The sequence below is a fragment of the Ruegeria sp. CDSA079 genome (assembly GCF_059612245.1).
Genome location: NZ_JBXWQF010000009.1, coordinates 97629 through 111770, shown reverse-complemented (window position 1 = coordinate 111770; position 14142 = coordinate 97629). Strand labels below are relative to the sequence as shown.

Sequence of the window (14142 nt, the reverse complement as noted above, 5' to 3'; positions counted from 1 at the left end):
ATTTAAATCTGGAATTTTCAGGCTAGCTGTGTCAACTGATATTTTCACAACCGGTGCTGGCCAATTTCGCAAAATCCGCTAGAAGGCTGCGCAAGAGGCTGGAAACAAACAGAATTGCTTGATCAAATGACTGGAAGACGCCAAGAAATTCGCGAACAAAATCGACTATCCCTGATCCAGGCAGTACTTGACTCGGTCGCAGAGAAAGGGATTTCAGAGACATCCGTCAGCGAAATCATTCAGCGCGCCGAATTGTCCCGCGGCATGATTCACCTTCATTTCGGCGGCAAGGATAATTTGGTTGACGAAGCAGCCCGCTACTCGTCCGAGCAATATTACAACGGCATCTATGCCTTGCTGGAGACGACCGGACAAACAGGCCAGGAACATATTGAGATGATTGTTCGGGGGGATTTGAGCGAAGCCATCCTTAACAAGAAGAATGTCTCCATTTGGTACGCATTTCGCGGTGAGGCCAGAAACCGAGCGGCAATCGCGGCCTTTTCAGACACACGCGACGCGAAGCTTCGGAACCTGGTCTTCAACGCGTTTGCGCGAATTGCAAAGGAAGCTGAAATCGAAAACCCCAATCAGGTTGCACGGGACGCTACGCACGGCACACTCGCCATGTTGGAAGGTATGTGGACCGATTACCTACTCCACCCGGACTCTTTTGATCGCAACGAGGCAATTAGAATTGTTTTCCGTTTTCTGAGTACAATGTTCCCCAAACACTTTGACCTCAGCGGCGCACAGTTACTTGAATGAAATTTGCGACAAAATTCCTATCTGGCCACTTTAGAGCAGGATAATCTCCATCACTACGATGACAGCTTGGTAAGGACGCAAAAAAGTTCAATTGAGCATACGGCAATTCGAAGCCCAAAGTTGATGGATGACGCAGCAACAAAGTGCGAACGTCGCGGTATAGGGGTTATGTGAAGCGATTTTTGATTGAGTCATCTGCTCATCTACGAGCCCAATATTGACCGATGCCGCGCGTCGCGCCAATGTCCCCTGTCTGGTGCGATGCACGGCTGGTGCACCATGCCTCTTCCGTCATAGCTTCCACATCGATGCCGGTGGAGCAGGAGCCACCCACCTCAACCGCTTGGGGCTCCTGCCACCGGTCCATGCGATCCGCAGAGAATGGCGGCGGCGAGCCCAAAATCCTTGTTTCTGCTCAGCGGTGAATGACGGCATTCCGGGTTTTTCAGAGCAATTAGAGCTCAGCCCAACATAGGCACACCCAACCCAACTTTGTGAGGCCGCATGACGACCGATGTTCTAAACCGTCGGACGTTCGAGTTGTCAAAGAACAGGCGTTTGGTGAGGTGTTCGAAATCATCCATGTCCCTCGCGGTGCAGATCAAGCAGAAATCGGCATCTCCCGTGATGTAGTAGCACTGTTGGACTCTTGGCTCTGCCTGCACCTGTCTCGCGAAGGCGTCTATCTGGTCTTGACGCTCACGTTCCAACTCCACCATTACGACGAAGCGCATCGCTACGCCTGCCTTCCGTGGGTCAACGACGGCGACCTCTGAAGTGATCGTTCCAGAAGCTTTCAATGCTTTGAGCCGCCGTTGTACGGAGGCGACAGAGAGCCCGGTTTCTGAGGCCAATGCTTCGAGCCCCATGCGTGCATCAATTTGCGCCAGTTCGAGGAGTTTGCGGTCGAGGGAGTCCAGCTTCATGGTCAAGAAAACCGCCTTTGTGAGAAATTTTTCCGAATATTGGTAAAAATTGACCGACATGTATAGCCTTGACGCTCTAGTATGACGACCATGAAAGATTTTGCGAAACTCGACGTGACCAAACCGCTCGCCTTGCTCGAAGCTTGCCCTGCCTATCAGGCCTCGCCACTCGAAGTGCGGGAGTTCAACGGCCGCTCCCTGATGATCAAGGACGAAACTGATCGGATGGGGCTTGGCGCTTTCAAGGCACTTGGCGGGGTCTACGCCGTTGCCAAACTCATAGAGGGCCAATGCGTTGGTTCTCTCAATCCGCAAAGCTTTTTGGATGCGGCTGTTCGCAACGTTGCCCGAACCATGACCTTCGTCTGTGCCAGTGCGGGTAATCATGGTCTCGCAGTCGCTGCCGGGGCGCGGCTTTTTGGATCGAAGGCCCGCATACATCTGTCTCAAACAGTGCCGGAAGACTTTGCCCGTCGTTTGCGCGACAAAGGTGCCGAGGTGGTCCGCTCTGGCGAGGACTATGAGGCCAGCGTTCAGGCCGCAATTTCTGATGCAAAAAACAACGGAGCTATTCATCTCGCCGACGGGTCCTGGCCCGGATACACCGAGCCGCCCCGGCTGGTGATGGAAGGTTACACCGTAATCGCCGAAGAGATGCGCACATCCTTTGAGACGACGGGGCAGTGGCCGAGCGATGTCTATCTACAAGCAGGAGTCGGTGGGCTGGCGGCAGCGATTGCCTACATGATCCGAACAACCTGGACGGTTCAACCAAGGATCATCGTTGTAGAGCCTGACGCCGCGCCTTGCCTGCGCAATAGCGCCCAAGCAGGCAAGATCGTCACAGTTGAAGGTCCCGTGTCCAATATGGGAAGACTTGATTGCAAAACACCTTCCATGCTGGCCCTAGACATCCTCAATGAGCACGCGAACGAATGGGTCACGATCAGCGATGTGCAGGCTGAAGAGGCCGTAGCGTACGCGCGTGAATTGGGGTTCTCGACCACTCCGTCCGGCGCAGCGGGCCTTGCCGCTGCGATGCGCGAAGACGTCCCGATGCCCTTGGTTATTCTTTCCGAAGGAGGCGTTTCCGTTGCTTGATCTCACTGCCTTTCGCCGTGACCTCCACGCGCATCCCGAAACGGGTTTTGATCTGGAGCGCACGCCGCGCTTGATTGCCGAGCAGTTGGAGAGCGCGGGTCTTGAGGTGGTGCGAGGCGTGGGACGTTCGGGCCTCGTTGCAACCTTGAAGCGGGGTCCCGGCGACAGTGCAATTGGCTTCCGAGCGGACATGGACGCGCTGCCAATTGAAGAAGCAAATGGCTTCGAACATCGCTCGACATGTCCCGGTAAATTTCACGGCTGCGGCCATGACGGGCATAGCACCATGCTGCTCGGCGCTGCCCTGAAACTCGCTGCGGACCCGTCCCTGGACCGTACGATCCACTTCATCTTTCAGCCTGACGAAGAAAACGGCAACGGCGCGGCGGCCATGATTGAAGATGGGCTGTTCGAGCGGTTCTTCATGTCCGAAGTTTATGGCCTACATAACATGCCAGGGATGGCCCTTGGTCACTTCGCCACACAGGCCGGACCGTTCTGTGCTTTCGAAGACAATTTCGAGATCAGGATAAAAGGGCGTGGTGGGCATGCTTCCATGCCCGACAAGGGGATTGATCCCATCGTCGTTGGCTCTGCGATCGTGATGCACCTCCAATCCATTGTCTCGCGGTCACTGCCGGCAAACCAACACGCCGTCGTGTCCGTCACCGAATTTCTCACCGATGGTGCACGCAACATCCTGCCAAGCAATGTTACTCTGAAAGGGGATTGCCGGGGGTTTACGAGCGATGTGTCGGAAAAGATCCAGGTTCGAATGCGTGCAATCGTTGACGGACTTTGCGCAGCGCAGGGGGCCGAAGCGGAATTTGAGTACTCAACGTCATTCCGGCCTTTGGTGAATGAAGACAAGGCAACCCGGATAGTGGCAAACGCCGCCCGCGCAGTTGGTTCAGTTGACAAAGAGTATGGCCGCGTTGGGTTTTCTGAAGACTTCGCTGAATTTCTGACGCACCGTCCCGGCGCTTTCATCCTTATGGGAAATGGAGAGAGCGGCAGCCATGCGATGCCGTTGCATAACCCATCTTACGATTTCAACGACGCCGCGATAGATCACGGGATCGCGTTTTGGGTTCAGCTCGCTCGCGAAGTAAGACGATAGATACCAGACATTCGCCTGCCACGGGTGATAGTCAGCTTTGTCCGGATTGTGTTGAAAAACTCTTGGTTGATCTCGCCGCAAGTCGCTGTTTCACTTTCTGCATTGAGCAGCAGATCGAGGCATGATGGGGCGGAGGCAATCCGCGAACGTCGCTGAAGCGGTTATGTGTGAAGCGATCTCTGGTTGAGCGATGGCCGTTCTGTGGAGCGAGTACGAAAGGCTGCCTCGCGGGGCAAAGTTAGCTTTCGCTGCGATTTCTCGAATGGCTGGTTTGAGATTCACCTCAAGAACTGCCAGGCAAAGAGGTTAGATCTAGCGGATCACTACACCGCCCAACACTTCACAACTGGATCACGGCCATCTTGTCCTGCGTCATGTCGTGGATCGTGTAACCGATACCCCCCGTATTATATCCAGACTGACGGCGACCTGCAAATGGCATCCAGTCAACCCTGAAGGCGGTATGATCGTTCACCATGACCGCTGTAGCATCCAGCCGCTGAATGGCCTGCATGGCGGTATCGAGGTTTTTGGTGAAAACCGCAGACTGAAACGCAAAAGGCAAACCATTCGCGGTGCAATACGCATCCCCCAGACTGTTATACCCATAAACACAAACAACCGGCCCGAAAATCTCGGCAGTGGAAACACGCACATCTGCAGGCGGGTTCAGCAGGACTGTTGGTGCATAAGTTGTCGGCCCAAGTCGTTTGCCACCTGTCAACACGGTTGCCCCGGCCTGAACGGCCTCGTTCACCCAGGCCTCGTTCACCCAGGCTTCGACGCGGTCGACCTCGGCGGGACGGATCAGGGGGCCGCAATCCACGCTGGGATCGCGGGCGTCTCCGACCTTCAGCGCGGCGACCACATCAGTCAGTTTCTGCGCGACCTCGGCGGCCATTGCTGTGGGGGCAAAGACGCGCTGAACGGAAACACAAACCTGCCCGGAATGATACTGTGGAGTGTCACTGATTCCTGACTCAATCGGCGTCTAAAGCCTCAACAAATGGGTAAATCGCGTCACTCAATTCCGACCCAAACGACAAGAATTTCTAACCCAAAACGAGGAGCTAACTGTCATCGAAGGTGCAGGAAAACTCCCAAAGACGCTGTATGACACGTTCGAACCAGCCTCAGTTGTCCACCTCAAGCAATGCTCTCGTTGCAAGGCCCACAAAGACTTTAATAAAGACCTGCAACCTTTGCCCTCAGTTTGATCAGTGATGCTACGGTGTCGATTATGGGCGTTGAGATTCCTGTAAGTTTCCCCAGTTCTTGCACCGAAGTGACCAAGGCATCAATTTCCATCGGTCGGCGCAACTCCAAATCCTGCCACATTGAGGTTTTGTGCGCACCGACAGCCGCTCCGCCGTCGAGGCGTTTTTCAACATCTATCGGGAACTTAACCCCAAGTTTTTCACCTACTTCCTGAGCCTCGAGCATCATTCCGCGTGCCACGGAGCGTGTGCCTTCGTCGGCACACAAGACATCAAGTGTTGAGTGGGTAAGAGCTGAAATCGGGTTGAACGACAAGTTACCCCACAGTTTCAGCCAAATTTCATCCCGGATTCTTGGTCTGACGGGCGCACGCAGTCCCGCGGCAGATAGCGCAGCCGAAAGCTCAGCAGCGCGGTCTGATTTAGAACCATCGGGCTCGCCCAACGAAAAACGATTGCCTTCGATATGCTTGATTGATCCTGGAGCAATGACCTCGGCGGCTGGATAGACGACACATGCGAGGACACGATCTGGTCCAAAACCGTCCCACTGAACGTCACCCGGATCGACTGACGCCAACCTCGTTCCCTCGTAAGGGCCGCCCAGTTTGTGGAAATACCACCAGGGCACCCCGTTCACTCCACTTACTATGGTTGTTTCGTCTGCAATCAACGGCTGCATTGAGTCTACGACTGCTGGAACGGAATGCGCTTTCAGTGTGATGAAGACGTAGTCTTGTGGCCCGAGATCGGAAGCATTGTCTGAGGCACGTATTGGGACGTTTATTGGATTTTCCCCATTCTCAAGAAGAGTCAGCCCTTTTTCTTGCATTGCAGCCAGATGGGGGCCTCGCGCGACGACACTAACGTCCACGTCGGTCTGCGCGAGCTTCGCGGCAATGTAACCTCCGATAGCTCCGGCACCAAAGATACAGATTTTCATGTGTCTATGCCTCCGCCAGCCCCAGTTTTGCGGCCAGCCCTATTCTTTGTATTTTGCCTGTCGCACCCTTCGGTATCTCTTCGAGTATAACTACTGAACTCGGCACTTTAAATTTAGCGAGCCGAGAACCGACAAAATCCCTAATTTCCTGACTTGCGATTGAGGCACCTTCGGCGAGCACGACCGCCGCAGAGATATCTTCGCCCAATTTTTCGTGGGGCACAGCGAAACAAACTGCCTGTGCAACGTCCGGATGGCTTAATAGAATGGCATCAACTTCGAGCGGACTGATTTTCTCTCCGCCGCGATTGATAAGCTCCTTAAGACGACCGGTCAGTCGCAGGTAGTTCTCTTCGTCGAACGACCCTTGGTCACCAGTGCGAAACCAAGTTTTCCCGCCCACTTCAAAGAAATTTTCGGCATTTGCCTGCGGGTTGCTTTCGTAACCCAGCGTCACGTTCGGACCACTGATAACGATTTCTCCGACGTCCCTCGAAGAGATCAGAACATTTTCGTTCTCGTCTGCAATTCTGACTTCGGGACCTGCTGCTATTCCAACAGATCCGGGTTTTTGAGTTTGGGGAGTAAGCGGGTTGCAACACATTTGATGTGTCGCCTCAGTCATGCCGTAGGCTTCGATGACGGGCGCATTAAATGTTGCCACCAACTCTTCCATTACCGGGCCCGGCAACGAAGCAGAAGAAGATCGAAGAAAGCGCAATCGCGATTGCTCAATGATCGATTGGTTTCGTGCAGCTCGGGCGAGAATAGCTTGATGCATTGTCGGAACTGCGGTGTACCAGGTCGGGTCGACTTCAGCGACTTGAGAGAAAAAGCTGAGCGCGTTGAACCCTGGGGCGCAGCTAATTTGAGATCCAGCACCTAAAGACGCGGCAACAGCCGCAATCAACCCGTGGATATGAAACAGCGGCATAACGCTCAGACAGCGATCGTCGATGGTCAGTTTCAAAGACAAAGCCACATTTCGCGCGGATGCGTAGATATTGGCCTGCGTCAGAGGGACGATTTTGGGACGCGACGTAGTTCCTGACGTGTGCAGTATCAGGGCGACATCATCTTCACCCGGCGCGGATGTGTCAGCCGTGCCAATTGGGTCACAGGACAAAATAGAAAACTGACCGGCCGAATGTAAGCTGTCGTGAGAGGCCCTCAAGATTGCGATGCCAAGGTCCCCAGCAGCTATTACGGCAGGTCCATCGTCGTTTTCGTTTACAAGAAGGGCCTTGGCCTTCAGGTCTTTGAGGTAGAAAACGTATTCTTCGTAAGTGTATGCCGGGTTCAAAGGTGCCGTCGTCGCCACTTGGGCAACGGATACGAAAGCCGCCGCCATTTCGGGGCCATTGGGCAACACAATTGCCACTCGGTCGCCGCGACCTACTCCGATCTGATGGAGATCTTTTTTGACCTTTGCGCAAAGCTCACGCAGCCCGAGGTAGTTCAACCAAGATCGACCAGGGGCACCGATAGCGTTTGAAGTGCCAGAATGGGGTGCGATCAATTCGGCGACTAAGTGGGGCATCCGGGATCCGTTTACAAAAGCATTGGCCTATTTCGCAGAGAGGGTTCGGTGTAGTTGCTATGTCACCTTGACAGTTAGGCTACCCAATTTGTCGACCGTCAAAACCATCACATCACCTCGGTTGACGGGGCCAACGCCAGAAGGAGTTCCAGAAAGGATAACGTCTCCGGCAGCAAGTTCAAAGTAATCGCTCAGGTATGAGATCATTTCAGGGACTTTCCAGATCATCTGGTTCAAATCACCTTCCTGCCTAATTTCCCCGTTCACCGTTAGGCGAATTGCGCCGTCGTCGAGTGCTCCAACTTCTTCTGCTTTGTGCACCGGTCCGCATGGAGCTGAGCGCTCAAATGCCTTCCCGATTTCCCAAGGGCGACCCATTTTCTTCATTTCGCCCTGTAGATCTCGACGGGTCATATCGAGTGAAAGCCCGTAGCCGTAGACATGATCCTGAGCATCTTCCACAGAAATTTTCGTGCCGCCGGATTTAAGCGCCACATACATTTCAGCTTCATGATGTACGTCTGAGCTGTGAGCAGGATATGGAAATTCTCCGGATGGATCGAGATTGTCAGGATTCTTTTGAAAGAAAAATGGGGGTTCACGATTTGGGTCGTGGCCCATTTCTATAGCGTGCGCCGCGTAGTTTCGACCAATGCAATAAACCCGACGTACCGGAAACCGGCCACCGCCTTCTACCGGTATTTCGTGAACCTTCGCCGCGGGAATTACATGATCGTGCATCGCTTTCCTCCTGAACGTTTCGTTGCCAAAGATCGGTTTGCCAATCTGTGGCCTTGTTCCGATCGATGCGGTACCACGCCCGAAAGGACGTAGCTGTTGCCTCAGTCATCGCCAATGTGACCGTCTATTTGCAAGAGGTTCAGCCGCAGCTTAACCCAACCATTTCCAAAATTGGTCGGGCGCTGGTTTAGTGGTCGGCCTCAAGACTAGCTGGCAAAACACGGGAGTAAACGGATCTCAGATGAGCCAACATGGCCTGCGCCGCCTCTTCTCCGTCCCCACTCGATATCGCCGACAGGATCAAGTCATGCTCTCGAAAGCTGGAATAATCATCGGGGGGTTTATAGGTTTTACGAGGTTGCCCCCACACAATGGACCTTCGAACGGAATTCAGGGTCTCGAAGAAATACAGGAAAAGCTGGTTACGCGTTGCCCGGGCTATCGCATGATGCAAATTGTTGTCCCACGCTTCATAAGTGCGCCAGTCCTCTGCGGCTCGGCACCTCTCAACGCAGAGCCTCATTTGCTCGCGGTCCGAGCGCGTAGAATGAAGCGCGGCAAGGCGGCTAAGCTGCGGCTCGATCGTAAATCGCACTCCCACAACCTGTTCTGGCTTGATCTGGTCACCCAGATAGGTCACGTCCGTCAGATTGAGAACCGGTCGGGCACCGACGAAAGTGCCCCGACCAACATGCCGCCAGATAAGCCCCTGCGCCTCAAGTTCAGCCAATACGCGCCTCAGCTGATTTCTGGTTGTGCCCAGCCGTTGGCACAGTTCCCTTTCAGGCGGAAGCCTATCGTTGTGCCGGTACCCAGCATTGTCGATCAGGTCCCGGACACGTTGCGAAAGTTCTGTAGGCTCACTCACGTTGCCACCCAATTTGCTGATTGGTTGATTGATTGAAACGCCAAGTCGGCAAAAACTCAAGGGCAAGTGACAACCAAATCTGAGTCGCCTGCCAAGATCGGTGACCTAAGTGGGCACCAGCATGTAGTAGGAGAGCCAAGTGCGTTTAGCGACTGTTTCAGTAGATAGCCACGCCGTTTGCGTCGCATTGCTTCCCAATGGAAGCAGGTTGGATGTTTCGCGTGCGATTAAGATGCTCATGCCGGATACGGCTCTTGATGTAAGCACGATGCAGCTGGTTATCGAAGGCGGTCAGACCGCGCTGGAAGCGTTGAGTGCCGTTGTTGCCGCAGGTGAGGCAGGCGAACTCAAGGACCTGCTCGTCCCCGAAGACGCGCCTCTTCTGTCGCCCATTCCCACGCCGCGTAAGAACGTTTTCTGCGTGGGGCGAAACTACGCTGAGCACATCGCAGAAGGCGAACGGGCGCAAAAAGAGAAAATCGGCATCACCGAGCATCCGGTTTTCTTTACCAAGCCGCCGACCTCGGTCGTTGCGCCAGACGCTGACATCCTGCTCTTTCCCTCGGTGTCGCAGTCCATCGACTACGAAGTCGAGTTGGCAGTCGTGATAGGGAAGCGCGGGCGTAACATCACCAAGGCAGATGCGTTTAATCATGTCTTTGGGTATTCTATTCTGAACGACATAACCGCCCGAGACATACAGCGCCGCCATGGCGGCCAGTACTTCAAAGGCAAAGGGTTGGATGGATCTTGCCCAATTGGTCCCTGCATCGTGACTGCCGATGCCATCAGCGATCCGCAAGCTCTGTCGATCGGACTGACAGTTAACGGTGACCAGCGCCAAAACGGGATGACGTCGGACATGATATTCGACATTCCAACGTTGATCGCATCCTTGTCTGAAGGCCTGACACTGGAACCGGGAGACATCATAGCGACAGGTACGCCGTCAGGCGTCGGATACGCAATGGAACCGCCGCAGTTTTTGAAAAACGGGGACGTCGTAGTTTGCGAGGTTTCCGAAATCGGCACGCTAAGGAACACAGTGCGCGCCGTATAATGGCTCCTACGCAGCAATCGCTGTGAGGCGTCAACATTCAAGGGAGGAAGACTACAATGATGAACAGAAGGACTTTCACAGCGTCCCTGCTTACTGCTGTTCCGGTAGCAGGAGCACTAGGAACAATGGGTTTTGCGCAAGACTTGCGTGAAATCACCTTCGTGCAACCCAGCCCTTCGGCAATCAACTCATTTCCTGTGTTTGTCGCCATTGGAGAAGGGTACTTCGCAGATGAAGGATTGAACGTGACCGTCGAGGCTATCAACGGCTCAGGCGCCGTGCTTCAGGCATTGTCTGCCGGGCAAGCGCATTTCGGTCGCCCTGGACCCGGACCTCTGATTGCAGCGCGGTCGCGCGATGTGGATGCCGTACATATCTACAACGTTGCGGCACGCAGCAACTTCGGCATCGCGGTGCCGGAAGACTCTGAAGTCCAAAGCGTTGAGGAACTGCGCGGAAAGGTTATCGGAACCGGCACCGCAGACGGTGCCGAAGTGGGTTTTGCACGCAACGTCTTGACCGGTGCAGGTATGAAAGAAGGTGAGGATTTCACATTTCTTACCGTTGGCGACGGCGGCCCGGCGACAGCAGCTTTCCTGAACGGTGAAATCGACGCATATTCTGCTTCGACGGCTGATACAGCAATCCTGAACCAGCGCGGAATGAAGGTGCGCGACATCACGCCAGCGGAATTCGGGCGTTTCTTCGGAAACGGTATCGCCACAATGGCTGACACAATCGCCAACGATCGCGAATTGGTCGAGGCCTGGAGCCGCGCGTTCGCACGTGGCCATGCCTTTGCTCTCGACGATGCTAACCGTGAAGCTGTGCTGAAGCATCTGGCGGACGGCAATCCGCAGGAAGGCGAAGACAAGGAATTCCAGGCAGCGCTGTTCGATGCCGTACGCTCGAAGACCATAGCAGCGGATCCAAGCAATGGTCTGGGATGGTACCCCGCCGAGGTTTGGCAAGAATGGCAAGACGCGCTTGTCGCAGGGGGCGAAATTCCGGGACCGCTTGATGACTTGAGCGCCGCCTGGACCAATGAATTTGCCGCCATTGGCAACGAGGCCGCCAGCAAATGAACGCTGCAGCCGCACAAAAGTTTTCCGGCGCGCCCTTGGGCACGCCGGTCTACGAATTGACCCATTTAAGCAAGACCTATGCACGCAACCTTGTTGTTGCGCTTGAGGATATTAATCTGACGCTACGGAAAGGAAGTTTCACTTCTGTCATTGGGTCCAGCGGGTGCGGGAAGTCAACTCTGCTCAAGATCATGGCGGGTCTGATCCCTCCCACCAAAGGGCGTGTGATCCTACAGGGCATGCCAGTAACCGGACCCCGTCGAGACATTGGCATGATGTTCCAACAGGCGACACTATTTCCCTGGAAAACAGCAGTGGAAAACATCGTGTTGCCAATCGAGATCCGCGACGGCAAGGCAGCCGCGAAGCAAGCAATGGGCAAGGCTCACGAACTTTTGGACATCGTGGGTTTGAAGGGATTCGAAAACGTATACCCGAACGAATTGTCGGGCGGCATGGCGCAGCGCGCCTCAATCTGCCGTATGCTGATCACAGAACCAGCCGTGCTTTTGTTGGACGAACCATTCAGCGCGCTGGACGAGCTGTCACGCGACATGATGAATATGGAACTGCAGCGGATTTGCCATGAACAGGATGCGACTGCTTTTCTTGTTACGCACTCTATTCAGGAAGCCGTGATTTTGTCCGACGAAATCGTCGTGCTAAAACCACGCCCGGGCAGGATTGCCGAAATTGTGAAGGTCGACCTGCCACGCCCGCGCACGTTGGATATGATGACCACGCCCAAGTTTGGCGCTATTGTAGACTACATTCGCGGCCTCCTGGATAAGGGAGAAGAAATGTGAGCGACGTTCATAACTACTCACCTGCCCTAAAAGACGCCGACACCGCAGAAGACACGGTATGGGAACAAAAAGTTCACTTTTTAGACTCGGTCCCACGCTGGCTGGCGATGACCTTTGTCTTCGTGGTTTTCGTCGGCACTTGGCAAATTGTGACGAGCCTTAGGTTGGTTTCCCCGATCATTCTGCCTACACCGTTGGAAACCCTGAAAGATATGATCTTCGTGGGTCAAAATCTATTGACTGGCGGCTACATGCTTGGGGCGCTGTGGATCACAATCAAAGAAGTTATCTATGGTTTTGCACTGGCAATCGCGATCGGTTTTTCGCTGGGCGTATTGGTGGGGGAAACGGCATTTGGTGAAAAGGCAGTGATGCCTTACCTGGTGGCGATAGATACCATGCCAAAGGTGGCATTTGCCCCACTCTTTGTAGCGTGGTTGGGTTTTGGCATTGAATCAAAGGTCGCGCTTGCTGCCTTTATCGCAACATTTCCAATCGTTGTTGGTACTGCGGCCGGGCTTCACGCTGCCGACGAAAACGCGCGTATGCTTTTCAAGACGATGGGTGCAAGTCGGATGCAGACATTGATCAAGATGAAATTGCCAACTGGCCTACCGCAGGTTTTCACTGGCCTCAAGATCGGAGCGGTCGGCGTAATGGCTGGCGCAATCACAGGAGAATTCCTGGGTGGTGGCAAGGGATTTGGCGAACTTATCCGGGTTGCGGCCTCGCAGCTCAACACGCCGCGCGTCTTCTCGTTGATCCTGTATCTCAGCCTTGTTGGTCTGGTCGTATTTGCGTCGGTGGTTTGGACACAGCGTAAATTGGTGTTCTGGCACAAAGAACAAGTAGGAAGAGATGACTTCTGAGCCTGTGAAAATAGACTGCCACACCCTGCGTGAATTTGTGGCGGCCGCACTCGAAACTCGAGGTGTGCCAAAATCAGACGCGGACAAGGTGGCCTCGACGATGGTTGAGGCCGACATTTATGGCTACGGCACGCACGGTGTCTTTCGCCTGCGACAGTACCTAGCCCGGCTGGCGGGAGGCGGCTCTAATCCTACGCCAAAAGTCACAGTAGTACATGAGACTGTTGCAACCGCTTTGATCGACGGAGATGACGGCCTCGGCCATCTGGCTATGTCGGCGGCCCGGGATCTTGCAATTGAAAAGGCAAAAGAGGCCGGCATCGGATGGGTTGGTGTTCGGCGCGGCAATCATGCGGGACCACTGGCACTTTATGTACGTCCACAAGCCGAGGCAGGGCTGCTTGGTATGGCCGCGGCAGTGGGCAGCGCGAACCACGTCCCGCCTTATGGCGGTAGCGATTTGCTTCTTGGCACCAATCCCATTGCTTTTTCCGCCCCTGCCGATGGTCCCGACCCGTTTGTGTTTGATATGGCGACGACCGTAGCCGCGATGGGTAAGATCAAAACCCTGTTGCAGCAAGGCAAGCCTATGCCCGAGGGCTGGATGGTTGGGCGTGATGGAAACCCATTGACGGACCCTGCGCTCAAGTCAGAAGGGTTTCTGTTGCCGATTGGGGGTCCGAAAGGGTTCGGTCTTTCCGTAGCTATCGGATTGATGGCCGGGGTGTTAAACGGCGCGGCCTTCGGCTCTGATGTGGTTAACTTCACCTCAGACACGACATCGTCCACAAACACAGGGCAATTTGTAATGGCGCTTGATCCGGCAGCTTTTGGAATGGACAAAGAATTTGCTTCTAGGGCAGCCCGCGTGTTTTCTGAAATGCGCGCATCTCCCCCCCTGCCCGGTCATGACCCGGTGCGCTTGCCCGGAGACGGCAAAACGGCTGCTGCAGAGGCCCGCCGCAAAGACGGTGTGAGGCTGAACCCCGCTCTTTGTAGAGATCTCAACAAACTTGCTGAGGACTGTGGGCTATCCCCTCTGTTTCCTAGTCTCAGTGCCGACTAGCAGCGCATCCGTGGGAAGCTGGTAGGCGCTTT

General features: G+C 54.6%; 14 protein-coding genes. 8 read left to right on the top strand and 6 right to left on the bottom strand.

Annotated elements, in window-relative coordinates; translation table 11 throughout:
* Window positions 1-114 precede the first annotated feature (114 nt).
* The gene (locus tag AC2FJZ_RS11900; RefSeq protein WP_496672774.1) at window positions 115-768 is read left to right on the top strand and encodes a TetR family transcriptional regulator C-terminal domain-containing protein; all 654 of its coding nucleotides are present in this window, start codon (window positions 115-117) and stop codon (window positions 766-768) included.
* A 461-nt stretch (window positions 769-1229) separates the two neighbouring features.
* On the opposite strand, the gene AC2FJZ_RS11895 is transcribed toward AC2FJZ_RS11900, so the two are convergent.
* Window positions 1230-1754, bottom strand: coding sequence for an Lrp/AsnC family transcriptional regulator (locus tag AC2FJZ_RS11895; RefSeq protein ID WP_496672771.1), 525 nt, complete (start codon window positions 1752-1754; stop codon window positions 1230-1232).
* A 21-nt stretch (window positions 1755-1775) separates the two neighbouring features.
* Between AC2FJZ_RS11895 and AC2FJZ_RS11890 the strand changes: the two genes are divergently transcribed.
* Complete coding sequence (locus AC2FJZ_RS11890) at window positions 1776-2795, top strand: pyridoxal-phosphate dependent enzyme (RefSeq protein WP_496777738.1); 1020 nt, start codon at window positions 1776-1778, stop codon at window positions 2793-2795.
* Complete coding sequence (locus AC2FJZ_RS11885) at window positions 2788-3915, top strand: amidohydrolase (RefSeq protein ID WP_496777737.1); 1128 nt, start codon at window positions 2788-2790, stop codon at window positions 3913-3915. The genes AC2FJZ_RS11890 and AC2FJZ_RS11885 overlap by 8 nt, the downstream gene beginning before the upstream one ends.
* 340 nt (window positions 3916-4255) lie before the next feature.
* Here the strand turns inward: AC2FJZ_RS11885 and AC2FJZ_RS11880 are convergent, their stop codons facing one another.
* From AC2FJZ_RS11880 to AC2FJZ_RS11860, 5 genes are all read right to left on the bottom strand, one after another.
* On the bottom strand, window positions 4256-4888 hold the full coding sequence (locus AC2FJZ_RS11880) for an aldehyde dehydrogenase family protein (RefSeq protein WP_496777808.1): 633 nt from the start codon (window positions 4886-4888) through the stop codon (window positions 4256-4258).
* 209 nt (window positions 4889-5097) lie between these two features.
* Window positions 5098-6075, bottom strand: coding sequence for a 2-dehydropantoate 2-reductase (locus tag AC2FJZ_RS11875; RefSeq protein ID WP_496672728.1), 978 nt, complete (start codon window positions 6073-6075; stop codon window positions 5098-5100).
* A gap of 4 nt (window positions 6076-6079) precedes the next feature.
* Window positions 6080-7615, bottom strand: a complete 1536-nt coding sequence (locus AC2FJZ_RS11870; protein WP_496777735.1) for an acyl--CoA ligase — start codon at window positions 7613-7615, stop codon at window positions 6080-6082.
* Between the two features lie 57 nt (window positions 7616-7672).
* Window positions 7673-8356, bottom strand: a complete 684-nt coding sequence (locus tag AC2FJZ_RS11865; RefSeq protein WP_496777734.1) for a fumarylacetoacetate hydrolase family protein — start codon at window positions 8354-8356, stop codon at window positions 7673-7675.
* Window positions 8357-8543: 187 nt separating this feature from the next.
* Window positions 8544-9224, bottom strand: coding sequence for a FadR/GntR family transcriptional regulator (locus AC2FJZ_RS11860; RefSeq protein ID WP_050605393.1), 681 nt, complete (start codon window positions 9222-9224; stop codon window positions 8544-8546).
* Between the two features lie 139 nt (window positions 9225-9363).
* Between AC2FJZ_RS11860 and AC2FJZ_RS11855 the strand changes: the two genes are divergently transcribed.
* The 5 genes from AC2FJZ_RS11855 to AC2FJZ_RS11835 all read left to right on the top strand — a co-directional run bounded on the left by AC2FJZ_RS11855 (window position 9364) and on the right by AC2FJZ_RS11835 (window position 14110).
* Complete coding sequence (locus AC2FJZ_RS11855) at window positions 9364-10284, top strand: fumarylacetoacetate hydrolase family protein (RefSeq protein WP_496777733.1); 921 nt, start codon at window positions 9364-9366, stop codon at window positions 10282-10284.
* Window positions 10285-10409: 125 nt separating this feature from the next.
* Window positions 10410-11369 (top strand): ABC transporter substrate-binding protein, encoded by a 960-nt coding sequence (locus tag AC2FJZ_RS11850; protein WP_234416594.1) that lies wholly within the window; start codon window positions 10410-10412, stop codon window positions 11367-11369.
* On the top strand, window positions 11366-12175 hold the full coding sequence (locus AC2FJZ_RS11845) for an ABC transporter ATP-binding protein (RefSeq protein ID WP_496672716.1): 810 nt from the start codon (window positions 11366-11368) through the stop codon (window positions 12173-12175). The genes AC2FJZ_RS11850 and AC2FJZ_RS11845 overlap by 4 nt, the downstream gene beginning before the upstream one ends.
* Window positions 12172-13044 carry an ABC transporter permease gene (locus AC2FJZ_RS11840; protein ID WP_496777732.1) on the top strand — a complete coding sequence of 291 codons (873 nt, stop codon included), beginning with the start codon at window positions 12172-12174 and terminating at the stop codon, window positions 13042-13044. Before AC2FJZ_RS11845 ends, AC2FJZ_RS11840 begins: the two co-directional genes overlap by 4 nt.
* Window positions 13034-14110 (top strand): Ldh family oxidoreductase, encoded by a 1077-nt coding sequence (locus AC2FJZ_RS11835; RefSeq protein WP_496777730.1) that lies wholly within the window; start codon window positions 13034-13036, stop codon window positions 14108-14110. The genes AC2FJZ_RS11840 and AC2FJZ_RS11835 overlap by 11 nt, the downstream gene beginning before the upstream one ends.
* Window positions 14111-14142: the final 32 nt, after the last annotated feature.

What these genes read in the sequence shown, in the direction of transcription:
- AC2FJZ_RS11875 (WP_496672728.1), bottom strand. Translation starts at nt 6,075, where the DNA reads ATGAAAATCTGTATCTTTGGTGCCGGAGCTATCGGAGGTTACATTGCC.
- AC2FJZ_RS11865 (WP_496777734.1), bottom strand. Translation starts at nt 8,356, where the DNA reads ATGCACGATCATGTAATTCCCGCGGCGAAGGTTCACGAAATACCGGTA.
- AC2FJZ_RS11870 (WP_496777735.1), bottom strand. Translation starts at nt 7,615, where the DNA reads ATGCCCCACTTAGTCGCCGAATTGATCGCACCCCATTCTGGCACTTCA.
- AC2FJZ_RS11850 (WP_234416594.1), top strand. Translation starts at nt 10,410, where the DNA reads ATGGGTTTTGCGCAAGACTTGCGTGAAATCACCTTCGTGCAACCCAGC.
- AC2FJZ_RS11895 (WP_496672771.1), bottom strand. Translation starts at nt 1,754, where the DNA reads ATGTCGGTCAATTTTTACCAATATTCGGAAAAATTTCTCACAAAGGCG.
- AC2FJZ_RS11835 (WP_496777730.1), top strand. Translation starts at nt 13,034, where the DNA reads ATGACTTCTGAGCCTGTGAAAATAGACTGCCACACCCTGCGTGAATTT.
- AC2FJZ_RS11890 (WP_496777738.1), top strand. Translation starts at nt 1,776, where the DNA reads ATGACGACCATGAAAGATTTTGCGAAACTCGACGTGACCAAACCGCTC.
- AC2FJZ_RS11845 (WP_496672716.1), top strand. Translation starts at nt 11,366, where the DNA reads ATGAACGCTGCAGCCGCACAAAAGTTTTCCGGCGCGCCCTTGGGCACG.